Here is a 24,445-nt window from a genome sequence, read left to right on the forward strand (position 1 = left end):
GGCGCTACAGCGAAAAGCAGGACTAAAATCGGCAATGAAACGCTGAACGTTCACTTCCAAAAAAACCTTTTTATAAAAGATTAAGGCTTAGAATAAATGCGTCAATTAATAACTTTAAGATTACCACCCACAAAAGAAAATGAAAATTTGAATTGTATTGAGAATACGATTACTGGGAAAAAACACACACAAATGTTAACTTAATGGCTTTGATAGCTTAACAATTACTGAAAATTAAATTCTAAACTTTGCGCAAATAAAAATTATTCTATGAATATCGAGCAGATACCAAGCAATGAAGATTTACAAACTTTTCTTAAAAAATTTGATCCTAAAAAATATAAAATGACGCGGGCGGGCGTAGAAATTCGTGGCATTAACGATATGTATAGAAACCTTACACAGGCTAGAACCATTATTGCAAACCTAGAACTTAACTTAACCGTTATTCACACGGCAGATATGCTAAGCTATGGAGGCTTTCAGGTCAATGTAATTTGATTAATAAATGGCCAAATAAAACGCTTAGATATAGATAGGAACCATTTGCCTCCAATAATGTGGGCGATGGGCATTGCTACCCCATTGGTAGAAATGATTGTTTATGCCTTTCTCATTTAAAAGCTTGCTAAGTTGCAGGTTTCCTTCTAAAAATGGGTCTGTTTCGCCAACAGCTAAAATAATTTCCATTGCCCTTAACTGGTTAAGTGTTTCCTCATTTTCTATGTTGGCAATAAATTGCGCAGGCATATTGTAATAAACCTTATCGCTTCTAAATCCGTTCAAAAGGTCTTCAAAATCACCCGGCGCTTCGGTTAAATCATAACGGCCACTAATACCTACTGCTTTTTTAAATAACCATGGATATTTAGTAGCCAGATTAATGGCATGGTAAGCACCCATGCTACAGCCTGCAGTTTCTAAAAAATTACTGTTATTAATAGCATTTACAAAGGGAATTACTTCTTCTAAAATGTACTTTTCATACTGTAAATGCCTTTCAATTCTTACCGAAGGAAATACATCTTTGTTATAAAAGCTTTCACCATCAATACTATCTAAGCATATCAGCTGTATTTCGCCATTGTTTAGCGCCGTATGTATCGAATTTACAATACCCCAATTTTCATAATCGTAAAACCTTGCCGTTCGCGTTGGGAAAAACAACACTGCTCTTCCAGAATATCCAAAAACCAGCAGTTCCATATCTCTATTCAGGTTATTGCTAAACCATTTGTGGTATTCTCTGTGCATTGCTTTTGTTTGTGAAAATAGTGGCTTTATGTTATTGAGGTATTAACTAAAAGTAATTATTACCTAATTTTTCAAGTACAATTTCCGTCCATAATTTGTATCCTTCTTTACTTAAATGAAGTCCGTCTTCGTCGAAATATATTGGATTAGGTTTGCCGGATTTATCTAACATTCTTTTAAAAACATCAATAAAGTGCCAATTGTTGTTTAGCTTAATAATTTCACTTTCGATAAGGTTATTGGTGTATTTAAATTGATCGGCCATGTGCCATCTCGAAACGCTTGGCTTTAACGATATAAAATAACATGGCAGCGTTCCAAACCTTTGGTTAGCCTTAACCATTAATTGCTGAAAAAATATAAATACCTCTTCGGCCGTTCTTCCATCGCCTAAATCATTATCACCTGCATAAATTATTAAAGCTTTTGGTTGATAAAGAAACATAATTCTATCAAAAAACCAAACACAGGCAGCTAAGGTAGAGCCTCCAAAGCCAAGGTTTGTTACTGTAATGTTTTCTAAATCTCTTTCAAGGCTATTCCACAATCGTATTGAAGAACTTCCATAAAATATGATACCAGGATGGTCTTTTTCGTTTTTATTGCGTTTCTCTAGAGATTTTACTTCTTCTTCGTACCAGTACATTTGCTAAATATAAGAACTTAGTTATAGGTAACTTAACACTAAGTGTTAAGTTTTTGTCTTCTTGTAAATTGAATCATTCTGAATAAAGAAATGTTATTTATTTGCATAAAGTTTTTTATACATTACTGAACTTAGATTAATCGCAAAATACCGCTCACTTATCCCTTTTCCGACTAACCAAATAAATAGAGAACCATGCCATGTTAAATAATAAAGACGCTGACCCGATTAGTCATTTTACCAATCTTGCAGCAGTTGCGAAGTCAATTTCAGGATTAAAGTATTTTTTTGTAACCACAAGCGGCAGTAAAGTTTATGGTGATATTCCTAATGTTGAACCTGAATTTTTTACAAGAGAAGAACTTGATTTAATAATTACCAATTTCAGCAGGAAGGAAGTTCATAATAATGTGTCTTTTGATAGGTTAAATCCAACTGATTTCAAAAGCCTTAAGCCATATAAAACATGTTATGCATTTGCCATACCAGATGAAATTGCTGGCACATTAGGGTTGCTATGTTTATTGGATGATGACCAGAAAGCATTAGAAGTAACACAGATAGCTGCTATAAGCCAATTATGTGAACAAGTTGGAAAGCTATTTGAGGAAAGAGCATGCATTGATTTGCAAAATTTCTCTGAAATATTTGAGCTTTCCGAAGATTTGATTTGCATATGCGGCTTAGATGGAAATCTGGAAAACGTAAATCCAAGTTTTGAGCGTGTACTTGGTTGGAAAAGCGAAGAAATTTTGGGTAAACTGCTATACGATTTTGTGCATGAAAAAGATAAATGGTACACTAAAACTAAACTTGGTAGTTTACTAAAAGATGCAAGCAGAATAGGATTTACACATCGATTGCTAACCGCTAAAAACGAATTCAAAACAATTGAATGGGTTGCAACTGTTGTACCTACAACGGGAAAAGTTTCTGCTATTGGTAGAGACATTACCGAAGAACTTGATAAACAACAAAAGCTGCTACAAAGCGAAAAAAAGTTTAAACTATTCTTTGAAAATTCGCAAGGCTTAATGTGTACACACGATTTGACGGGTAAATTCATTTCTGTAAACGAATCTGGAGCAAAAATACTAGGTTACACAAAAGCCGAACTCGATGGATATTCACTTTACAATATTGTTCCAAAAAACAGGCACATATATCTCGACCAATACCTTCAATTAATACAACAACAAGGGTTTGCTAAAGGACAGATGTTAACCTTAGCTAAAAATGGCAGCGAAAGAACTTGGATGTTTTCTAATGTTTTGCAAGAGGATGATGCAGATGGTTATTATATTATTGGAAATGCGGTTGATATTACCGAACAACATGCCTTAGAGAAAGATTTGCTGCACACCAAAGGCATTTTGGAGCGTACAAACAAGGTGGCAAAAGTGGGCGGATGGGAAATGGATATGGCTACCAGTAAAATAGATTGGACGTCAGTAACGAGAGAAATCCACGAAGTTGATGAAGATTTTGTGCCAGAGATTTCTGTTGCCATTAGCTTTTATAAACCTGGAAGTAGGGAGATGGTTGAGGATGCATTTAGGATAAATACAACAACCGGCGAACCTTATGATTTGGAGTTAGAAATAACAACAGCAAAAGGGAGAGATATTTGGGTAAGGGCAATTGGAAATGCAGTATTTAAAGATGGCGTTTGTACGCGTTTATACGGCACTTTCCAAGATATAGATGAATACAAAAAATCAGAAATTGCGTTGGCAGAATCTAAAAAACTTTTGGATGATGTATTAAATGCCGCTTCTGATTTATGCATTATAGCAACTGACTTAAATGGTATAATTACAGTTTTTAACAAAGGCGCAGAAAGTTTGCTTGGATATACTGCTGCCGAAATGATTGGGAAGCAAAATCCTGAAATGCTTTATATACGACACGAAATTGAAAGTCATGAGCCAGCTGTTAAAGTCTTCGAAAACGACCTTATTGGCTTCGAATATTTTTTAGAGATATCAAAGAAAAATTCATCAGCCAAGCACGAATTAAGTTTCGTTTCTAAAACCGGCAATAAGTTAGATGTTTCACTTCTTGTTTCTTTAATTACCAATCCGCAGGGAGAAGTAATCGGTTTCCTTGGTGTGGCTACAGATATCACCAATCAAAAGAAAATGGAAGAGGCACTTTCTACTGAAAGAGCTCGCCTATTGGCGTTTATAGAGCATACTCCTGCTGCGGTGGCTATGTTGGATAATGACATGAAATACTTGGCGGTTAGTCAGAAATGGATTGATGATTATAAATTCAAAACCAACGATCTTATTGGTGCCTCTCATTACCAAATGTTTCCAAATTTAGATGAAGAACGAAAAGCAAGGCACAAAGAAATTTTAAAAGGTAAGATTGATAGGCGAGAGGAAGATATTTTTATCGATTCTCAAACCGAAGAGCAGCATTTCATAACCATGGAGATGCGCCCATGGTATCGTTCTGAAGCTGAAATTGGAGGTATGATGATTTTTACCCAAGATATTTCTGGCATGATTGCCCAGCGTGAAGAACTTAAAACGGCAAGAATACATGCTGATGAGGCCAATCTGGCAAAATCTGAATTTTTGGCTAATATGAGCCACGAAATTAGAACGCCATTAAACGGTGTAATTGGCTTTACCGATTTGGTTTTAAAAACTAAGCTAGACGAAATTCAACAACAATACCTTAAAATCGTAAGCCAATCTGCCGGGGCACTGCTTAACATCATCAACGATATTTTAGATTTTTCTAAAATAGAAGCCGGCAAATTCGAATTGGATATTGATAAGTGCGATTTATATGAAATGACTTGTCAGGCCACTGATATTACCACCTATCAAATTCAATCAAAAAACCTGGAAATGTTGCTTAATTTAAGTCCGCAATTACCACGATTTGTATGGGCTGATGATGTTCGTTTGAAACAGGTGATAACCAATTTGCTCGGTAATGCAGCTAAATTTACTGAACGTGGTGAGATAGAATTGAAAGTAGAAATTTTAGAAGAAGAAGCTAAAAAGTGCATGTTTCGATTCAGTATTCGCGATACTGGAATTGGTATTCAGGCCGATAAACAAGATAAAATATTTGAAGCTTTTGCTCAAGAAGATTCATCAACTACGAAAAAATATGGCGGAACCGGATTAGGGCTAACCATATCAAACAAGTTGTTAAGGATGATGGGAAGCAGATTAGAACTTTTAAGCGAGGCAGGAAAAGGAAGTACATTTTATTTCGATATCTGGCTTGAATGCGAAAAGGGTGATGCAATTGAGTGGAAAGAAATTGATGCAGTCAAAAACGTTCTGATTGTGGACGATAATGATAACAACAGGAATTTCCTTAGAGATATGCTCAACTTAAAAGGCATTAGTACCGACTTGGCAAAAAGTGGCTTTGAGGCATTACAGTATTTAGCCGAAGGCAGATTGTATGATGCTGTTTTAATGGATTATCACATGCCATTTATGGATGGTTTGGAAACGATTGATAAAATCAGAAAAAGCTTCTTTGAATCGCATGAAAGCTTGCCAATACTTTTACTACACAGTTCGGCCGATGATAACACTTTAATTACATCGAGCAAAAGTTTGCAAGTTAACCGCAGACTGGTTAAGCCAATTAAAATGCCCGATTTGTACGATGCCTTGTCCAAATTACACATTAAACAGGATGTTGAAACAAACATCGCCGCAGATAAAAAGGAGCCGAAAGCGGTGATAAGAACTGATACCGGAAAAGTTAAAATATTAATAGTTGAAGACAACGAAGTAAACCGATTTTTAACCAGAAGCTTAATTTCAAATATGTTGGATGGAATAGAAATTATTGAAGCAAATAATGGCAAAGATGGTTTAGAGTGTTTTATCAAACATGCGCCCAATCTTATTTTAATGGATGTGCAAATGCCAATAATGAATGGTTTGCAAGCTACTAAAGCTATCCGTGAGTTGGAAAAGGGAAAACATACACCAATTATTGCGGTAACAGCTGGTAATGTATCGGGTGAGCGTGATAAATGTTTGGATGCAGGTATGGATGATTTTATTACGAAACCAATCTTTCAAGGTGCTTTAGAATTGGTAATAAATAAATGGATTGGAAAATTTACTGATGATAAACCTCAAGCAATCGAATCGGGTGCTGAAGGCGATGAGCATTTCGATTCATCTAGACTAAGCATGTATTATGGAGAAAATAAAGAAAAGCTTGCTAAAATTGCGTCCTTAACCATTATGCAACTAGAAAAGGTTGCAGAACAGCTAAAAGAACTGGCTAAAATAGGGGATATAGAAAATATCAAATTGCTAGGCCATAAAATTTATGGAACTTCCTCATCTGCCGGATTGATGCTGCTGCAAAAATATTCTTCTAAACTGGAAGCCATTACTCAAGTTGATTTCCCAATGCTGGCCGACCTCACAAATGATTTTATAAACGAAGTGCTAATCCTTAAAAAAATCTTAACGGAAAAATATTTATCATAATTAGAACTAGTTATTTTTACTAAATGTTTTTTTGAATGGGCTTGTCGAATTGAATTAAAAATGGATTGGACAACCCACCACTCGTGTAATTAACCAGAGCCTGGCTTTTTACAATAAGTGTAATCGTTTAATAGGAACAGTCGTTATTGCTAAGCTGAGCTTGTAGCAGGCTAAGGCAATCTTTCTTGCGGGAACAGATTGCTTCGTGCCTCGCAATGACGCAATGGTGCTTTATTCAATGTTTTCTAAAGATATTAATCGAACTATGGTTATTAGTGACTTAGTTAAATAATGATTTATAGAATATCAGCTTTCGCGATTGTAAAGCCAAAATGGTGTTACATTAAGCTACTACAAGCCCGAATGGAATTGTAAATATTCTATTTTCACTCTTTATGCTTTGAAATAATATTGACTAAAGTCAACATGAAATTTACAAAAAGGGTAATTTTACTGTATTATTAATTAGTAAAAAGTCTAAATTTGTTTCATGGAAAATGCAAACAGAAAATCTGATTTAAGCACTTTTTTACAAAGGGTTAAGCAATTAAGAGGTTTTGGCGATATGAACTCTTACATTTTAGTTGCAGAATTTAAAGACCTTGGAAATATTCCGGATTATAAAATTAATGACATTATAGAGCACATGTCTTGTGCGCAAACCTGGAACAACGGAAAATCGATATTCATTGAATCTGTTTTAGAGAACATTCTGGAAAACTAGAGAAATTAAAAATACAATCAAGCCTTCACTGTAAACATTGGAGGCTTTTTTTATGTAATACTTTTTTCAATATCCTTAAAAAACTATACCTTCAATAAAAACTATTCATCATGAAAAAAATCATCACTATTTGTTTTTGCTTAGCGCTCGCTATTCATGCAAAAGCACAAAAAACTGTTCCAGAGATTAAAACGGGCACTGTTATGTCTGCAAATGCATTTGTTCAGGGGCAAGAATTTCCATTGGTATTAACCGTTAAAAGTATAACTGCACCGGTTAGCATTGGCTGGTCTGTTGAGGGTTATGGCGATGGCGCTTTTGAAATGAGTGCAAAAGCACTAGAAAGTGGAACACAATTTTTGCCAGTTACACAACCAGCCCTAGGTGTTACTAAATTGGGCGATAATGAGACATTTGGCGTAATTTCTCAGGCTGCGTTTAAAACATTAAGCGATACAAAAGCATTTACCTATGGCGGTGCAAAATTTAAAGTTAAAACACCCGATACTGCAGGGATAAAAATTGGCGGCAAAGATGTTGATGCAATTCATGTTGTTAGCGAAGATGGCAAATTGGAGTTGTGGGTTTTAAATAACCCTTCATTTCCCTTTGTTGTTCAATCTGTAGGGCAAGCAACCGATATCGTAATTACAGATATAAAATAGATTAGAATTTTTACAAAATTAAAGAAGCCCGAAAGGGCTTTTTTAATTTATATCCATTATTTTTACGGCAATTATGGAAAACGACAAAAAAGAAATATTCGATAACGTAGCACAACGATTAAAAATTGAAGGTTTTAATGTAGTAAACCGCGATGAAACTCGCCCTTGGGGAGGATTTTTCGTTATTGATGAGGCACAAGCACAACAATTTGCCGATACTTATTTTGACGGATTAGATGTTGAAAGCCTTAAAATTGGTGGTAAATTGAGTCCGAAAATATTAATTGTTGCACCAAATACACGTTTATCATGGCAATATCACCACCGCCGAGCAGAAATATGGCAAGTGGTAAGTGGTACCGTTGGTATTAAAACCAGTGAAACTGATGAAGAAGGTGAAGTAAAAAAATATGCACCTAAAGATCAGATTAAATTGCAACAAGGCGAACGCCATCGTTTAATTGGTTTAGATGATTGGGGTGTAGTTGCAGAAATTTGGCAACATACCGATGCTTCAAATCCATCAGATGAAAGTGATATCGTAAGGGTTCAAGATGATTTCGGCAGATAAATATTGCGATTAAGCTGTAGCGCATTTCGACAAGCTCAAGGTGATAATTTTAAATGTGATCTAAGGCCTGTCGAAAGCATTAAACAGTATTTTTTAAACTAGAATATCGTTCGCTTTAACGGCGAATATTTTTAACGGAATGTTATTGAAAACTAAAAGGCAATAAATTTCGTTTATAAAGCATACACACATTACATGATTATCTTCATTTTTTTTCTTTTACATTGGTTTCTTTCTCTTTTCAGTCAAACCTTTTTCTTGCACCGTTACTCATCACATAAGATGTTTAAAATGGAACTTTTTTGGGAAAGATTTTTTTACCTGGTATTATTGATTTCTCAAGGTTCTTCTTTTTTAAATCCTCGTGCTTACGCTATACTACATCGCATGCACCATGCCTATAGCGATACAGAAAAAGACCCGCATTCGCCTCATTTTTTTAAGGATGTTTTCGGGATGATGATTGCAACAAAGAACATGTACATGAATTATCTTCATTTTAAAGTTCAGCCAGAACCTGCGTTTCAGGGCAATTACCCTGAATGGCCATTGGTGGATAAAATTGGTAATTCTTGGTTGTGGAGAATAGGATGTGGATTATTTTATATCGGTTTTTACATTGCCTTTGCCAATCATTGGTGGTTATTTATATTATTGCCGGTACATTTTTTAATGGGCCCTTTGCATGGTGCGATTGTTAACTGGTGTGGCCATAAATATGGTTATTCTAACCACGATAATGATGACCATAGCAAAAACTCATTGCCATGGGATTTCTTATTAATGGGGGAGTTGTTCCAAAACAATCACCATAAAAAACCAAACAGCCCAAACTTTGCCAGTAAATGGTGGGAGTTTGACCCAACCTATCCGGTGATGAAATTTCTTCATTGGTTGAAGATTATTAATATTAGGAAGTTGTAATTCTCTTTGTTTTTCGTTATTCGAATCTCAGAATAATTTACCATTAGCGTCAGCGTTAAATCAAAATTCCAAACCCAATCCATCACAAAATAAATCTGCCTCAATACCAATAATTTAGCTTGTAAAATCACTTTTTGTAAACCTCAATTACACCCATTACGTAAAATTTATTTTAGAATAAGCGGCAAAAATCATACTTTGTGCTGCGCTCGGATTTAAAATAAAACTAATGGCATTAAGCAGCGAAAACCCCCGTCCGATACCAGCAAATGAAGTTGAGCGATTAAAAGTGCTCGCAGATTTCGACCCAGATTACACTGACTTACAAAGTAACTTTGAGAATTTGACGGCACTGGCTGCGAAAATTTCTGGCAGTCATATTTCTTTAGTAAACCTTATCGATTCTTTTACGCAGTGGTCTGTTTCAAATTACGGCTTAGATGTAGATCAAATGCCGCGAGAAGAATCCATTTGCCAATACACCATTTCAGGCGAAGACCATTTCGAAATCAGTGATTTATCTATTGATGAACGTTCGAAAGACTTTTTCTACGTAGGTAGTCCGCTAAATTTACGCCATTATTTTGGTGTTCCATTGAAAACACCAGGTGGATATAACATTGGCGCATTATGTGTTATGGATGAAACGGCTAAAACACTTAGCCCGGATAAGATTGATTTGTTAAAACTGCTTGCCAAAGAAGTTGTTGATAAACTGATAAATTTAAAGATTACTCAAAATTTAAAAAATGAGCTTGATGAATCAAAAAAGAGTCAGCGTAAGGCTGCTCATGACATTCGTGGGCCATTATCTGGTGTAACCGGCATTATAGATATTATTCGTAAACGCGATATTCAAAATCAAATTTCAGATATATTGGATTACATGAAGATGATTGAAAACAGTACTAAAGGCGTTTTAACCTTAACAGAGGAAATACTAAATCAGGAAAAAGCTTTAAAAAGTGATGATTTTACTGTAATCACATTTAAGGATAGGTTGGAGAAATTGTATGCTCCACAAGCTAAGGCAAAAAATATATTCTTCAAGGTTATCGTTGGTAATGCAAACAATGATGTTAACTTTTCTAAATATAAATTATTAACCATTGCTGGGAATTTAATATCAAATGCCATAAAGTTTAGCTCTGATTACGGAACGGTTACTGTAAAACTCGATTTAAGTGTTATTGATAAAGAAAAAACGCTAAAGATTGATGTTTCTGATAATGGAAATGGACTTAGTCAGGAATCGGTAGATAAGATTTTAAACGGGCATTTAGAATCGAGCGATGGAACGATGGGAGAGCGAGGTTATGGTTTAGGCTTACCAATGGTAAGTGAAAATGTTCATAGCTTAAATGGTAAAATGGAAATAACATCGCAAGAAGGTTGGGGAACGAATTTCGAAATCACCATTCCTTTATCATAAATAAATGTCTTTTTTATATGCGAAAGATATCAACTCCTACAACTACGTATTTATTGCGTTAAGAGATGTAAAAGGTAAAAATGAATAGAAGAGATAATTTAAATATTCATTTTGTTCTTTTAATATTACAAAAGTTAAAATATCCATTTAAATGGTTTGTAGCGTGTTTTCTATCTAACAATCAATGCTTTTAATGTTCAATTAAATAAAATTCGCCCAGAATTCGGTGTGATGATGATTTGGATCGGCTATGTATTCAATCTAAATTCATACATTGAATTCTTTAAGCATTAAAATCCCGTTTAGGGGAGCTGAAAAGATTGTAAATATAGATTAGGTGCAAAAGAAGTTATGATCTCCCAAACTGGTTATCTCCAATTGTTAAATGCCATAGAAATGCCTTCCATAGTAGTAGGTGTTTCTCCAACATACTTTAAGTTTGTTGCAGCAAATCGTGCATGGCTTTCTTTCTTTGGCCTTAGCGAACAAAATCTTAAAGATTTAACCATCGCAGAATTAAATACCATTTACAACAATCATTTGGTTGGGGTAGAGAATTTTTTCATCAATCTTAAAGAGAATCTTTATTCGGAGGCAGAAACCCCCATTTTAAATGCCACAACAGTTGAAAATCATAACCTTACCAGCCATTTAATTGATGTTGATGAAGATGGAAATAAGTATTTTCTTCACAAAATTGGTTTTAGTGATGTACCTGTTGCAATAGTAAACAATCGCTTTGGCAATACTAAGGTTTTAGATGCTTTGGTAATGGAAGGTTTGGATATGATTGCCGTTATTGATGCAGGTGGAAATTATCTATACGTTAGTCCAACTTCTGAAGGGATTTTAGGTCTTACACCAGAGGACTTCAAAAATACAAATGCTTTCGATTTTATCCATCCGGATGATGTGCCACTCATTGCTGCACAGTTTTCTAAAGCTCCACACATCGAAAAAATACTTTTAAAACCTTATCGTTTTAAAACTGCAAATGGCAATTGGTTATGGTTGGAAACAATCATCAGCAATAAACTAAATGATCCTGATATCTGCGGATTCGTAGCCAATTCTAGAGATATTACCGAACGTGTGCTTGATAAAATTAAGGCCGAAATTAGCAATGAACGGTACAGATATGCAGCAATGGCTACGAGCGATGCAATTTGGGATTGGGATGTTGTGAACGGTACATTAATCTGGGCAGAAAATTTTAGGTTGCTGTTTGGTTATACAGAACAAGAGCTTAACACAGATATGAATTCGTGGACGGATAAAATTCATCCTCACGATGTGGATAGAGTTGTTAACGCGATAAATAGTGCGGTAAATTCTAGCGAAACTGCATGGACATCAGAATATCGTTTTTTAAAGGCCAACGGACAGTATGCTATTGTTAATGATAATGGTTTTATCATTAGAGATGCATTTGGTAAAGCTGTACGAATGGTAGGAGCGATGCATGATGTAACCAAGAAAAGAATTGAAGAGCAACGGCTGCAACTTTTAGAATCTGTTGTGCTAAATACTACTGATAGCGTGGTGATAACGCAAATTGAAACCGGTGAACTGCCTGTATCGAAAATTATTTATGTAAATAGCGCCTTTACGCTAATGACTGGTTATTTGCCTGAGGATGTGATTGGCAAATCGGCAAAAATTTTAGAAGGTCCTAAAACAGATCAGCATGAACTTGAAAGAGTCATGTATAATTTAAATCATGGATATTCTTGTGAAACCAATCTAGTTAACTACAAAAAAAATGGCGAAGAATTTTGGAATAATTTTTCCATTACACCAGTAGCAAATGAAAAGGGCATATTCGACCGTTGTATTTCAATTCAACGTGATGTTACCAAAATAAAAACCGACGAAATTCGTAAAAAACTATTTAATGATATTGCGGCATCATTTAACAATCCTGGTAGGTTGGGCGATATCCTTGCGGTTGTTCTAGCTACTATAAATGAATGTACCGATTTCGGTATTTCTGAGATTTGGATTCCTGATACTTACAAAAGGAACTTGAAACTTTTTGCTAAAAAAACCAATCTAGATAGTGGATTCCAGTTTCATCAGCAAACAATAGATATAAAGAAAATACCTAAAGGCGAGAGTTTAGAGGGCAGTGTTTGGGAAATGATGGACATGCAAATTCTAGATAGTTTGGAACATACAGCTGATTTATCTCGAAGTTTTGCGGCATTAAAAGCTGGCTTAAATACTGCAATTGGGCTACCATTATTACACAATGGCGCATTTATAGGTGTTTTGGTTTTATTAGGCGATACTAAATTACAATCATCATCGCAAGCAATTGTTGGAGAAGAATTGGGTAAATTTTTAGGTGCAGAAATTAGGCGGAAGCAATTAGAAAACGAGTTAGACCAAATTTTTAATTTTGCACCAGATATTATAGCTGTATTAAATTACAAAGGCTTTTTTAGAAAGATAAATTTGGCTGCCTGCGAACTTCTAGGTTATTCGGATAACGAATTGCTAAGTGAACCTGCTACCCATTTTATACATCCAGATGACCAGGAAGGTTCAATTGAAGCTATGAAAAAGGCTATTGATAATGAACTTTCGCACTTTGAAAACAGATACATTACTAAAGACGGTAAAACAATTTGGCTATCTTGGACGGCCTCTTCAGTTGTTGAGGAAGGCTCAATTTTTGTGGTGGGAAAGGATATCACAGAAAGAAAAAATTTAGAAGTTCTTCTCTATAAATCTAACAGCCTTGCCCTTATTGGTAGCTGGGAAATAGACCCAAGAGCAGGAAATGTATATTGTTCTAAAGTCGCGTGTGAAATTATTGAAGCACCTGATGGTTTTAAACCTGATGCTAAAATGATATCACGGTTTTTTGGTGCCGCTAATGATAAAGCAAAAAATGGCTCCAGTGATGCGGTGTGTTTAGAAAGTTTAGAAAATTGGGATGAAGAAATTCAGGTTGAGACTTTAAATGGAAAATTGAAGTGGATAAGAACAATCGGGCAGACGGAACTTGTAAATAACAAATGTGTTAGGGCTTATGGCAGTATCCAAGATATTAATGTTCGAAAAATAGCTGAAATTGATTTTGCAAAGGCCAATAAGGCACTGGCCGAATCGCAAAAACGTTATCAAGAACTGTTTCATGTTAGTCCGCTACCAATGTGGGTTTACGATTTTGAAACTTTAAAGTTTCTTGATGTTAACCGGGCAGCAGTTGAGAATTACGGCTTCACTCGAAGTGAATTTTTAAAAATGAGTATCCGCGATATTAGGCCGCATACAGAATTGGCGATTTTGGAGAAAAGATTAATGGATAAAACTAAGCATAAAAATGTTTTTCGTGGCACATTTCAACATCTTACAAAAGATTCTAGGCTGATAAATGTTGATATTAAAACCAACCCGATTGTGTTTAACGGGCGCAAGGCAAAGTTGGTTGTAGCCAATGATATTACCGAGCGACTGCACTACATAAATACCGTTGAGGCTCAGAATGAAAAGTTAAAGGAAATTGCATGGATACAATCGCATATTGTACGGGCGCCTTTGGCAAGAATTTTAGCCCTTACAGATATGCTTAGCAGCTCGGTAAATCAGAAAAAACTATCTGAAAACGATATTGTAAAGCACATTGAAAGTTCTGCAAAAGAACTTGATAATATAATAAGAGATATAACCATCAAATCTGATGCTTCTAAAATTTAATTAATGAACAGAAAAATATTGGTTATTGATGATGACAGCCTTATATTATTAATACATGAGGCCAAGCTAGAAGAAGAAACAAACTGCGCTTGTGCGTATTTTGATAACGCAAAATCTGCTTTGGAACACATCATTGACGCAGATTCAAACACACATTTTTTACTCTTACTAGATATTAATATGCCTGTAATGAATGGTTGGGATTTGCTTGATGAGATAAAAAAGCATCCATTTAAAAATAATATCTTAACAATAATGGTCACCTCATCGGTTAACGAAGCCGATAAAGAAAAAGCCCAACAGTATGAAATGGTTTTAGATTTTTTAAGTAAACCTCTTAAAACACGTCACATTGATCGTCTTAGGAATATTGTTGAAGTTGCTCCTTTTTTTAAAGAAGCTGTACCCAATCAAAATGTGTAGTTACACAAAATGATTTACAAGCAACACACCTAATAATCCGGCTACAGATACAATGCTTTCCATCATTGTCCAGGTTTTAAATGTTTCTTTTAATGTAAGATTGAAATATTCTTTAAACATCCAAAACCCGGTATCGTTTACGTGAGAGAACATCAAACTACCAGCACCAACGGCTAAAACCATTAATTCTGGAGATGCTCCTGTTCCAATTAGCGGCAAAACAATGCCCGATGCGGTTAATGCAGCAACTGTTGCCGAACCCAATGTTACACGAAGCGAAGCCGTAATTAGCCATGCTAAAAATAAAGGCGAAAGATTTAAATTGGCGGTCAGCGTTTTTACCGTTTCGCCTACGCCACTATCTACCAAAATTTGCTTAAAGGCACCACCGGCAGCAATAATTAATATAATCATGGCAATGCTTTTTACACCTTCTACACAAGAATCCATAGCTTTAGAAATGCTCACTTCCTGAACAGAAATTGTAATTAGGACTGCAACTAATAAGGCAGAAGTTGGGTCGGCCAGGAAAACAAAAACCGGTTTTAAAAAGTAAGGATTTGTAAATGTAACGCCCAACGTACCTGCTACAATTAATAAAACAGGTAGTAAGGCGGTGCTAAAACTCTTTAAACCCGATGGAAGATTTTCATCTTCAGCTAGTACAAAGGTTTTTGATAAGCCGGCATTTTTGTTTTTAATGATTAACCGTGGAAAATAAACGCCAGCTATAATTGCTATCGGGATGCTTAAGCCTAAGCCATATATTAAAGTCTTACCTAAATCTGCATGAAATATTGCCGCCAACGCTACCGGACCAGGATGTGGAGGTAAAAAACCATGGGTAACAGAGAGTGCTGCCGCCATTGGGATGCCAATATACAGCTTTGATAAACCAGTTGCAGATGCAATAGCAAATACTAATGGAATTAAAACAACAAAACCAGCGTTGTAAAACAATGGAATGCCAACCAATAAACCTGTTAATAAAACAGCCCATTGTATATTTTTATGCCCGAATAGTTTAATTAAGATAAATACAATTTTTTTGGCAGATCCACTGTCTTCAATAAGTTTTCCCATCATAGCGCCCAAGGCAAGTACCATTACCATGCTACCAAGTGTGCTGCCAATGCCGCTACTTACCGAAGCCATCACTTTTGTAGCAGGCATGCCCAAAAATAGCCCTGTTAGTATGGCTACAAAAAGTAATGCTATCATTGGGTTTAGCTTTTTAATAATTAAAATAAAAAGCAACACGATTCCGGCAAGTACAATAAGTAACGACATATTATTGATTTAGGTGATGAAGATGATGCATGGTTAGATTTAGGTTTGCATACAGTTCTTTAAATATGAGAAAATTTCTTTGATACTTTGAGTGATTTGAATTATTGGGCAATATAATTTGTTGATTTGCTGCTCCTGTTGAAGGATATGATTCAGTTAAACTTATCGCTTTTGCGGCTAAATAAGCAGCACCCACTGCAGATGCATCTTCTTCTGAAACCAATACTAATTTTTTCCCTGTTACATCGGCAAGTATCTGCATCCATGTTTTTGAATGTACAAAGCCACCGCTAACATTAATTTGCTTAATTGGATTGGCACTGTTTTCTACTGTTTTCATTACGTCGTTTAAGGCATAACAAATTCCTTCTACAACTGCTTTAGCCATATGGTTTTGATTATGTTGTAGTGTTAAGCCAAAAAAAGTTCCGCATGCTTCGCTATTCCAAATTGGGGCTCGTTCGCCTGTTAAATAAGGTAAAAAAATTAGGCCACTGCTTCCTGCAGGAATAACTTCAATACACTCGAATAATGCCTTATAGTCTTCATCATCTAAAGTTTCTTTACCAAAAATATTTTTTAATAGCCATTGAATCGCTATTCCGCCATTATTTATTGGTCCGCCACATATAAAAGTTTGTTCATCTAATATGTAGTTAAAAGGCATTGCAACCCTATTAAAAATTGGTTTTGAACTTGCTAATCTTAATGCACCACTCGTGCCAATGGTTATTGCAGCAACTTCATCCTCAATTGCCTCGCTACCTAAATTGGCCAAACAGCCATCGGAGGCACCGATTACAAAAGTAGTATTAAGGTTAGGGAAAATAGCTTTTGCAGTTAATTGTAGAATGGAATTTTTGTAGTCGGTTTGAACTGGAGTGGATAGTTTTTCGGCATTTAGGCCTGTTAATTGAAGCGCCTGCTCATCCCATGTTAAGGCATTAATGTTAAACAATCCTGTGGCCGATGCTAAAGAGAAATCTACTTTAAATTCGCCAAAGAGTTTAAACCAGATGTATTCTTTTATGGATATAAATTTATGTGCTTTGGCAAATGGTTCAGGTTTATGCTCGGCAAGCCAAATGATTTTGCAAAGCGGCGACATTGAATGGATGGGTGTTCCTGTAGCTTCATAAATCGCTAAACCTTTTTCAGTTGCTTTTAATTTTTGAGCAATTTCTGCACTTCTATTATCTGCCCAGGTAATCATTGGCGCCAAAGCTTTGCAATCTTCATCAACTAAAATTAAACTGTGCATAGCCGAACTTAAGCCAATAGCAATTGGTGCCGAACCTAATTTCTCTTGGAGTTCTTTAATGCAATTGATAAATGCCTGCCAAATAAGTTCGGGGTTTTGTTCGTTGTAACCCACTTTTGGCGCATCAGTAGGATAAAAAAACTGAGCAGAAGCAACAGGCTGGTAAAGCAAATTTAAAGCAACTGCCTTTGTGCTTCCTGTGCCAATATCAATGCCGGCAATGTATTTCATTCGTTTAGGTTTGAGCTGCAATTTAAGTTTTTGAAGCTGAAATTAGAGCCTCGAATACAAATAAGCAAAACCCAACTTCATTATAACTTCATAAATCTGTAGTTATTTCGTATCGTAATTAATCAAAAGGATAGCCCTAATCTACTGAAGTTATTATATCTGCTTTTATCACAGGTACAATCTTTATAGCTAATCTGTCGCAGCGATTAATTTATAAAAAATTAAATCAGATAAAATCAGTAAAAAAAGATGAAGAGAAATGTCATTTTCCTTGGCTTGTGTGCTTTACTCTACGTAACAGGCTGTACACCGAAAAAAGAAGAAAAAGAAGAAGTTGTTACTTATGCGGTTACCTCACCGTTAAAAATAGATACTTCATTTACTAAAGAGTATGTTTCGCAGATTAAGTCTGTAAGAAATATAGAAATAAGGGCGCTTGAGAAAGGCTACTTGCAGAACATTTATGTAGATGAAGGTCAGCATGTGCGTGCTGGGCAAGTGTTGTTTCGGATTATGCCTAAAATGCTTCAGGCCGAGTTATTAAAGGCACAGGCAGAAACCAAATCTGCCGAAATAGAATTAGAAAACACAAAATTACTTACCGATAAAAATGTGGTTTCTAAAAACGAGTTAGCCATGGCTAAAGCCAAATTGCAGGCAGCCAACGCAGAAACCTCCTTAGCCAAAATGCATTTAGGTTTTACAGAAATCAGGGCACCATTTGATGGCACGATAGATCGCATTCCATTTAAATTGGGAAGTATGGTTGATGAAGGCGCATTGCTTACCAGCTTATCTGATAACAGTCAGGTTTTTGCCTATTTCAATGTTTCCGAACCCGAATATTTAAATTATCAATCTGCCGCTAAAGTTAAAGGGCAGCAAGAGGTGGGGCTGCTATTGGCAAATAATGAATTGCTAAAATCGAAAGGCAGAGTAGAAGTTATTGAAAGTGAATTTAATAACGAAACAGGTAACATTGCTTTCAGGGCTCGGTTTACTAACGCCGATAACTTATTAAGAAATGGCGAAACCGGTAAAATTCAAATGGTTGTGCCTTTAAAAAATGCATTGGTTATTCCGCAAAAAGCAACTTACGATATTCAGGATAAAACCTATGTTTTCGTAATCGACGCTAAAAATAAAGTTCATTCAAGGGCGATAACAATTGCCAGCGAATTGCCTGATCTATATGTAATTGGCGATGGTTTAGCTTTAGGCGATAAGATTTTACTAGAAGGTGTGCAGAAAGTAAAGGATGATGATAAAATCAATTACAAATTTCAGCAACCGCAAGAAGTTATTAAACAGTTAAGATTAAAAACAGAATAATCTAAATCCTCCATACTTATTTTATGTTTAGCAAATTCATACAAAGGCCAGTCCTTTCTATCGTTATATCGCTTGTAATTGTGTTTTTAGGTGTTTTAGCAATAAGCTATCTTCCTGTAACTCAATTCCCATCCATTTCTCCACCAAAAGTTAACATTACGGCAGAATATCCAGGGGCAAATAACGAATTACTCATCAAATCCGTTGTTATTCCGCTAGAACGGGCGTTAAATGGCGTACCAGGAATGAAATACATTGCTTCTGATGCTGGAAACGATGGTGAAGCATCCATCCAGGTCGTGTTTAATTTGGGTACCGATCCAAATCAGGCATCATTAAATGTTCAAAACCGTGTGGCTGCGGTAACCAATAAGCTACCTCCATTGGTGGTTAGAGAAGGGGTTAAAATCACTCGAGAGGAATCTAATATGTTGATGTACATTAACTTATATAGTAAGGATCCAAAGATGAACCAAAACTTCCTCTACAACTTTGCCGATATCAATTTGCTTTCGGAATTGAAAAGGATTGATGGCGTTGGTTTCGCAGATATTTTGGGTGATAGGGATTATGCCATGCGAATTTGGTTAAAACCCGATAGGATGCAGGCTTACAAAATTTCTGTTGATGAAGTGATGAAATCGCTTGATGAACAAAGTTTAGAAGCATCGCCGGGTAAGACAGGAGAAAGCTCTGGTAGAAGATCGCAGGCTTTTGAATATGTATTAAAATATTCTGGTCGATTTAACACTAAAGAGGGTTACGAAAACATTGTCTTACGGGCAAACGCCAATGGCGAAATGCTGCGTTTAAAAGATGTGGCTGATGTAGATTTTAGCGCTTCTGCTTACAATTTATATTCTACTTTAAACGGTAAAGCCTCAGCGGCAATCGTTTTAAAACAATCGTACGGAAGTAATGCCACGCAGGTAATAAAAGATGTTAAGGCTAAAATGGCCGAAATCAAATCTAGTTCTTTCCCTAAAGGCTTAGATTATGAAGTGAGTTATGATGTATCGAAATTTTTGGATGCATCTATAGAAAAGGTAATTCACACTTTGGTAGAAGCTTTTATTCTGGTTGGATTAGTTGTATTTCTATTCCTTGGCGATTGGCGCTCTACCGTAATTCCGGCTATTGCTGTCCCGGTTTCGCTAATTGGAACCTTTGTTTTCATGTCTTTCTTTGGCATTACACTAAACTTAATAACGCTTTTTGCATTGGTATTGGCGATAGGCGTGGTTGTGGATGATGCGATTGTGGTAATTGAAGCTGTGCATGCGAAGATGGAGCATGATAGAAAAATGTCAGTTCTGAGGGCTACGCAAGAGGCTATGAAAGAAATTAGTGGAGCAATTATCGCGATTACTTTCCTAATGGCATCGGTATTTATTCCGGTAACGTTTATGTCTGGTCCGGTGGGTATTTTTTACCGTCAGTTTTCTATAACAATGGCTACGGCAATTATTCTTTCTGGTATTGTTGCACTTACGCTTACGCCTGCCTTATGTGCAATCATGCTAAAAAACAATCATGGCGCACCTAAAAAGAAAACCATAGTAGATAAATTTCTTGATGGATTTAATAATGGCTTCGCTAAACTTTCGGGTAAATATGAGCTGGTTTTAACCAAAGTTGTTAGTCGCAGGTTATTAACTTTCGGTGTATTAATTGTGTTTTGTTTAGGAATATGGGGTTTAAGTGGAAGCGTACCATCTGGCTTTATCCCGAACGAAGATCAAGGGATGGTTTATGCAATTATTCAAACGCCGCCAGGTTCTACATTAGAGCGTACCGACCAGATAGCAGAGAAACTGCAAAAAATGTGCGAGGATATTGATGGCGTAAAATCTGTTTCATCGCTTGCCGGTTACGAAATTTTAACTGAAGGTACTGGTTCCAACTCTGGTACATGTTTAATTAATTTGAAAGATTGGGATGAACGAAAAAGTTCTGCCCAGGAAATCATCAAAGAGTTGGAAGAAAAATCAAAATCTATCCCTGGTGCAGCGATTGAATTTTTCCAACCACCAGCGGTTCCGGGTTATGGTGCAGCGGGCGGTTTCGAGCTTCGATTACTTGATAAAGCAGGAAGTGGCGATTATAAAAAAATGGAAATCGTTGCTAACGATTTTGTTAGAGAACTAAATAAACGTAAAGAGTTATCATCAGTTTTTACTTTCTATAGCGCAAGTTTCCCGCAATATATGCTAAAGATAGATAACGATATAGCTCAGCAGAAAGGTGTAACGATTGATAATGCAATGAATACGCTATCTACTTTTGTCGGTAGTAATTACGAAACCAGCTTTATAAAATACGACCGTCAGTACAAAGTTATGGTTCAGGCATTGCCACAATACAGGGCTTTGCCTGGTGATATTTTGAAGCTTTCGGTTAAAAATGATAAAGATGAAATGGTTCCTTTTTCAGCATTCATGACTATGGATAAAGTGTACGGATTATCTGAAATTACTCGACACAACATGTACAATGCTGCAGAAATTAGTGGTCAGTCTGCTTCTGGCTATAGTTCTGGTGAGGCTATTGCAGCCATAACCGAAGTGGCTAAGAAAACTTTGCCTCGCGGTTTCGGGATAGATTGGGCAGGGATTTCCAAAGATGAAGTTTCGCGTGGAAACGAAGCGATATATATCTTTTTAATCTGTTTGGGCTTCGTTTATCTGGTGCTAGCCGCTCAGTACGAAAGTTTTATCCTGCCATTATCCGTTATTCTATCATTACCGGTTGGAATTTTTGGTGCATTCCTTTTCTTAAAGCTTTTAGGTTTGGAGAATAACATCTACGCCCAGGTTGCCATGGTTATGCTAATTGGTTTGCTTGGTAAAAACGCAGTGTTGATAGTAGAGTTTGCCACACAAAGGCAGGCTCAGGGTGCAACAATTTTAAAAGCCGCAATGGAAGGTGCAAGTGTGCGTTTCCGACCAATTCTAATGACATCATTCGCATTTATCGCAGGCTTAATTCCGCTGATGATAGCAAGCGGGCCGGGTAAAATTGGTAACAGAACGATTGGTTCTGCCGCCGCTGGTGGTATGCTTTTCGGAACCATATTCGGGGTAATTGTTATACCAGGCTTGTACTTTATTTTCGGAACAATTGCAGCAAAACATAAGCTGATAAAAATTGAAGAAGAACATCCATTAACTGAAGAAATAGAAGATAATGTTTAAGAGAAATATTTATAAATACCTAGGTTTAGTATTGATATGTGCTGCATATTCTGCTTGTAATGTGCCTGAATATGCCCAACGTAACGAAAATAAAAACGTTCCTGCTGGTTTTAACAACCTTACAGATAGCACAAATACGGGAAAAGTACAATGGCGACAATTTTTTACCGACCCTAATTTGGTAAGCTTGATTGATACCGCAATAAAAAACAATCAGGAATTGAACGTAACGCTGCAAGAAATTGAGATTGCTAAAAACGAAATAAAATCTAGAAAGGGTGATTTATTACCAACTTTAGGTTATCGTGTTGGAGCAGGATTGGAGAAAGTTGGGCGATACACAAGTTCTGGTGCGGGCGACGCTTCTACAGATATCACTCCAGGTAGGGAAGTGCCAGAGGTTTTACCCGATTATGCTTTCGGATTGCAAGCAAACTGGGAAGCTGATATTTGGCATAAACTAAGAAATGCTAAAAAGGCAGCCGTTACCAGATATCTATCTACAGTAGAAGGAAGAAATTTTGTTATTACCAATTTGGTTGCTGAAGTTGCCAATTCTTACTACGAATTGCTGGCACTTGATAATCAATTGGCTATAGTAAAGCAGAATATCGCCTTGCAAAGTAATGCTTTGGAATTAATGAAAATTCAAAAGCAGGCAACACGAGTTACTGAACTTGCTGTAAGAAAATTCGAAGCTGATGTTTTAAGTTCTAAAAGCTTGGAATTTGATATCCTGCAAAACATTACAGAGAGTGAGAATAAAATTAATTACCTGTTAGGTCGTTTTCCGCAACCAATTATTAGAGATAAAGGAAGTTTTACAGATTTGGTACCGCCAACTGTTCAAGCTGGTTTGCCGGCTCAATTATTAGCAAATCGCCCCGACATAAAGCAAGCAGAATTGGATTTGGCTGCAGCGAAGTTAGATGTTCAGGTTGCAAAAGCGCAATTCTATCCATCATTAGGCATTTCTGCTACCATTGGTTATCAGGCATTTAATCCATCTTATTTATTGAGAACGCCAGAATCATTAGCTTATTCTTTAGCAGCAGATTTAGCCGGGCCATTGATTAATCGCAATGCAATTAAAGCCGAATATGCCACAGCAAATGCAAAACAATTACAGGCTGTTTTTAACTACGAGAAAACAATTTTAAATGGATATGTTGAGGTTGCAAATCAGTTGTCAAACATTACAAACCTTCAAAAAAGCTACGATTTAAAATCGAAACAAGTTTTGGCACTAACGCAATCGATAGACATTTCGAACGATCTATTTAAAGCAGCAAGAGCCGATTATTTCGAAGTTTTAATGACTCAGCGTGATGCCTTACAATCTAAATTAGAACTTATTGAAACCAAGAAACAACAATTAAATGCGGTTGTAAACATTTATCACGCTCTTGGCGGTGGATGGAATTAACTGAAAAGATGGTTTGAAGTTGAGTATTAAAATAACTTATTTTCGATTTGCCGTGTTGAGTTTGCGGGATTTTTTAGAATCATTAGTTACGAAATTTGTAGCGTTAAGTCTGTCGAAACATTTTTAACTAGCTTTTAAACTAAGTTCGATTCTTAAACTATATAAGAAAAAACCATGAAATAAATACAGGGTGACGTAAACTAATAAAAAGGCATTAAATAAATAAGCCCCGGATTAAGAGTTTGAACGTTCTAAATCCGGGGCTTTTCTTTTATTGATAGATATTTAAAACTTACTAACCAATAACCTTAAAAATTATTTGGGAGATTATTAATTAACATCTGCTTTTAATTTTCTTGTATAATCAACAGATAAAACTCCATTTCCTTCAATTATAAAACAAATTAGTCCGATAAGAACAGATATTGATAGCCACAATTCGGAGTATGGTCTGAAAATATTGGTCGATAAGTTTATAAAGAAGACCGCACCGATAAGAATTGGTAGGTTAATGACGCAAAAAGCTCTTGTATGCGTTCCTAAAGCAATAGCCAAACCTCCAATTAAATGTACAATGATAATAAAATGCGCTATCATGCTAATGAAAACTGCTGTACCCAAATGCGCATGATGCATTAGTGAACTAAAGGCACCCATATTCAGGTAAAATGCAATGCCTTTCCATATTAAAATTAGACCTAAAAGAATCCTAAAATAATCAAGCCAAGCTGGGTGATGGCTATCACCCCAATCCTGCAATTTTTTAAATGTGCTCATATCTTTATAATTGGTTATAAGCAATATACGTAAAAATTAATACTGATTATCAAGTACAAAGAACTTTAACATTTGATGTAGCTAAATTTTATTTTAAGTA

Annotated in this window: 17 protein-coding genes; 12 read left to right on the forward strand and 5 right to left on the reverse strand. The window is 36.0% G+C overall.

All coding sequences use genetic code 11. The features are described from left to right. Positions 1 to 270: 270 nt before the first annotated feature. The gene (locus tag ACFOWA_RS08860) at positions 271 to 501 is read left to right on the forward strand and encodes a hypothetical protein (protein WP_378984169.1); all 231 of its coding nucleotides are present in this window, start codon (positions 271 to 273) and stop codon (positions 499 to 501) included. A gap of 24 nt (positions 502 to 525) precedes the next feature. Here ACFOWA_RS08860 and ACFOWA_RS08865 read toward each other — a convergent pair whose 3' ends face one another. After that, positions 526 to 1,254, reverse strand: coding sequence for an esterase family protein (locus ACFOWA_RS08865; protein ID WP_378984172.1), 729 nt, complete (start codon positions 1,252 to 1,254; stop codon positions 526 to 528). Positions 1,255 to 1,300: 46 nt separating this feature from the next. After that, entirely contained in the window at positions 1,301 to 1,900 is a 600-nt protein-coding gene (locus tag ACFOWA_RS08870) for a GDSL-type esterase/lipase family protein (protein WP_378984174.1), read from the reverse strand. A gap of 200 nt (positions 1,901 to 2,100) precedes the next feature. Here ACFOWA_RS08870 and ACFOWA_RS08875 point away from each other — a divergent pair, with 200 nt between their 5' ends. From ACFOWA_RS08875 to ACFOWA_RS08910, 8 genes are all read left to right on the forward strand, one after another. Continuing rightward, positions 2,101 to 6,390: a PAS domain S-box protein gene (locus tag ACFOWA_RS08875; protein ID WP_378984176.1), complete on the forward strand. Its 4,290-nt coding sequence runs from the start codon at positions 2,101 to 2,103 to the stop codon at positions 6,388 to 6,390. A gap of 490 nt (positions 6,391 to 6,880) precedes the next feature. Further along, complete coding sequence (locus tag ACFOWA_RS08880) at positions 6,881 to 7,114, forward strand: hypothetical protein (RefSeq protein ID WP_378984177.1); 234 nt, start codon at positions 6,881 to 6,883, stop codon at positions 7,112 to 7,114. 110 nt (positions 7,115 to 7,224) lie between these two features. After that, a complete protein-coding gene (locus ACFOWA_RS08885) occupies positions 7,225 to 7,779 on the forward strand; it encodes a hypothetical protein (protein ID WP_378984179.1) in 555 nt (184 codons plus the stop codon). Positions 7,780 to 7,852: 73 nt separating this feature from the next. Continuing rightward, positions 7,853 to 8,350: a phosphoheptose isomerase gene (locus ACFOWA_RS08890; RefSeq protein WP_378984180.1), complete on the forward strand. Its 498-nt coding sequence runs from the start codon at positions 7,853 to 7,855 to the stop codon at positions 8,348 to 8,350. A 195-nt stretch (positions 8,351 to 8,545) separates the two neighbouring features. Continuing rightward, entirely contained in the window at positions 8,546 to 9,274 is a 729-nt protein-coding gene (locus tag ACFOWA_RS08895) for an acyl-CoA desaturase (protein WP_378984183.1), read from the forward strand. Between the two features lie 229 nt (positions 9,275 to 9,503). Further along, positions 9,504 to 10,706, forward strand: a complete 1,203-nt coding sequence (locus tag ACFOWA_RS08900) for a GAF domain-containing sensor histidine kinase (RefSeq protein WP_378984186.1) — start codon at positions 9,504 to 9,506, stop codon at positions 10,704 to 10,706. Positions 10,707 to 11,102: 396 nt separating this feature from the next. Further along, a complete protein-coding gene (locus ACFOWA_RS08905; protein ID WP_378984189.1) occupies positions 11,103 to 14,411 on the forward strand; it encodes a PAS domain S-box protein in 3,309 nt (1,102 codons plus the stop codon). A gap of 3 nt (positions 14,412 to 14,414) precedes the next feature. Then, a complete protein-coding gene (locus ACFOWA_RS08910; RefSeq protein ID WP_378984191.1) occupies positions 14,415 to 14,834 on the forward strand; it encodes a response regulator in 420 nt (139 codons plus the stop codon). On the opposite strand, the gene ACFOWA_RS08915 is transcribed toward ACFOWA_RS08910, so the two are convergent. Both ACFOWA_RS08915 and ACFOWA_RS08920 read right to left on the reverse strand, forming a co-directional pair. Further along, the gene (locus tag ACFOWA_RS08915) at positions 14,835 to 16,124 is read right to left on the reverse strand and encodes a gluconate:H+ symporter (protein ID WP_378984193.1); all 1,290 of its coding nucleotides are present in this window, start codon (positions 16,122 to 16,124) and stop codon (positions 14,835 to 14,837) included. Position 16,125: 1 nt separating this feature from the next. Beyond that, the gene (locus ACFOWA_RS08920) at positions 16,126 to 17,616 is read right to left on the reverse strand and encodes a gluconokinase (RefSeq protein ID WP_378984195.1); all 1,491 of its coding nucleotides are present in this window, start codon (positions 17,614 to 17,616) and stop codon (positions 16,126 to 16,128) included. Positions 17,617 to 17,865: 249 nt separating this feature from the next. Here ACFOWA_RS08920 and ACFOWA_RS08925 point away from each other — a divergent pair, with 249 nt between their 5' ends. The 3 genes from ACFOWA_RS08925 to ACFOWA_RS08935 are packed head-to-tail and all read left to right on the forward strand — an operon-like array spanning position 17,866 to position 23,568. After that, a complete protein-coding gene (locus ACFOWA_RS08925) occupies positions 17,866 to 18,948 on the forward strand; it encodes an efflux RND transporter periplasmic adaptor subunit (protein ID WP_378984197.1) in 1,083 nt (360 codons plus the stop codon). Between the two features lie 23 nt (positions 18,949 to 18,971). Further along, on the forward strand, positions 18,972 to 22,142 hold the full coding sequence (locus ACFOWA_RS08930; protein WP_378984199.1) for an efflux RND transporter permease subunit: 3,171 nt from the start codon (positions 18,972 to 18,974) through the stop codon (positions 22,140 to 22,142). After that, positions 22,135 to 23,568, forward strand: coding sequence for a TolC family protein (locus ACFOWA_RS08935; RefSeq protein ID WP_378984202.1), 1,434 nt, complete (start codon positions 22,135 to 22,137; stop codon positions 23,566 to 23,568). Before ACFOWA_RS08930 ends, ACFOWA_RS08935 begins: the two co-directional genes overlap by 8 nt. 330 nt (positions 23,569 to 23,898) lie before the next feature. Here the strand turns inward: ACFOWA_RS08935 and ACFOWA_RS08940 are convergent, their stop codons facing one another. Beyond that, positions 23,899 to 24,345 carry a DoxX family protein gene (locus ACFOWA_RS08940; protein ID WP_378984205.1) on the reverse strand — a complete coding sequence of 149 codons (447 nt, stop codon included), beginning with the start codon at positions 24,343 to 24,345 and terminating at the stop codon, positions 23,899 to 23,901. Positions 24,346 to 24,445: the final 100 nt, after the last annotated feature.

Source organism: Pedobacter lithocola, assembly GCF_042650845.1.
Taxonomy (GTDB): Bacteria; Bacteroidota; Bacteroidia; order Sphingobacteriales; family Sphingobacteriaceae; genus Pedobacter; species Pedobacter lithocola.

What these genes read in the sequence shown, in the direction of transcription:
- ACFOWA_RS08860 (WP_378984169.1), top strand. Translation starts at nt 271, where the DNA reads ATGAATATCGAGCAGATACCAAGCAATGAAGATTTACAAACTTTTCTT.
- ACFOWA_RS08865 (WP_378984172.1), bottom strand. Translation starts at nt 1,254, where the DNA reads ATGCACAGAGAATACCACAAATGGTTTAGCAATAACCTGAATAGAGAT.
- ACFOWA_RS08870 (WP_378984174.1), bottom strand. Translation starts at nt 1,900, where the DNA reads ATGTACTGGTACGAAGAAGAAGTAAAATCTCTAGAGAAACGCAATAAA.
- ACFOWA_RS08875 (WP_378984176.1), top strand. Translation starts at nt 2,101, where the DNA reads ATGTTAAATAATAAAGACGCTGACCCGATTAGTCATTTTACCAATCTT.
- ACFOWA_RS08880 (WP_378984177.1), top strand. Translation starts at nt 6,881, where the DNA reads ATGGAAAATGCAAACAGAAAATCTGATTTAAGCACTTTTTTACAAAGG.
- ACFOWA_RS08885 (WP_378984179.1), top strand. Translation starts at nt 7,225, where the DNA reads ATGAAAAAAATCATCACTATTTGTTTTTGCTTAGCGCTCGCTATTCAT.
- ACFOWA_RS08890 (WP_378984180.1), top strand. Translation starts at nt 7,853, where the DNA reads ATGGAAAACGACAAAAAAGAAATATTCGATAACGTAGCACAACGATTA.
- ACFOWA_RS08895 (WP_378984183.1), top strand. Translation starts at nt 8,546, where the DNA reads ATGATTATCTTCATTTTTTTTCTTTTACATTGGTTTCTTTCTCTTTTC.
- ACFOWA_RS08900 (WP_378984186.1), top strand. Translation starts at nt 9,504, where the DNA reads ATGGCATTAAGCAGCGAAAACCCCCGTCCGATACCAGCAAATGAAGTT.
- ACFOWA_RS08905 (WP_378984189.1), top strand. Translation starts at nt 11,103, where the DNA reads ATGCCTTCCATAGTAGTAGGTGTTTCTCCAACATACTTTAAGTTTGTT.
- ACFOWA_RS08910 (WP_378984191.1), top strand. Translation starts at nt 14,415, where the DNA reads ATGAACAGAAAAATATTGGTTATTGATGATGACAGCCTTATATTATTA.
- ACFOWA_RS08915 (WP_378984193.1), bottom strand. Translation starts at nt 16,124, where the DNA reads ATGTCGTTACTTATTGTACTTGCCGGAATCGTGTTGCTTTTTATTTTA.
- ACFOWA_RS08920 (WP_378984195.1), bottom strand. Translation starts at nt 17,616, where the DNA reads ATGAAATACATTGCCGGCATTGATATTGGCACAGGAAGCACAAAGGCA.
- ACFOWA_RS08925 (WP_378984197.1), top strand. Translation starts at nt 17,866, where the DNA reads ATGAAGAGAAATGTCATTTTCCTTGGCTTGTGTGCTTTACTCTACGTA.
- ACFOWA_RS08930 (WP_378984199.1), top strand. Translation starts at nt 18,972, where the DNA reads ATGTTTAGCAAATTCATACAAAGGCCAGTCCTTTCTATCGTTATATCG.
- ACFOWA_RS08935 (WP_378984202.1), top strand. Translation starts at nt 22,135, where the DNA reads ATGTTTAAGAGAAATATTTATAAATACCTAGGTTTAGTATTGATATGT.
- ACFOWA_RS08940 (WP_378984205.1), bottom strand. Translation starts at nt 24,345, where the DNA reads ATGAGCACATTTAAAAAATTGCAGGATTGGGGTGATAGCCATCACCCA.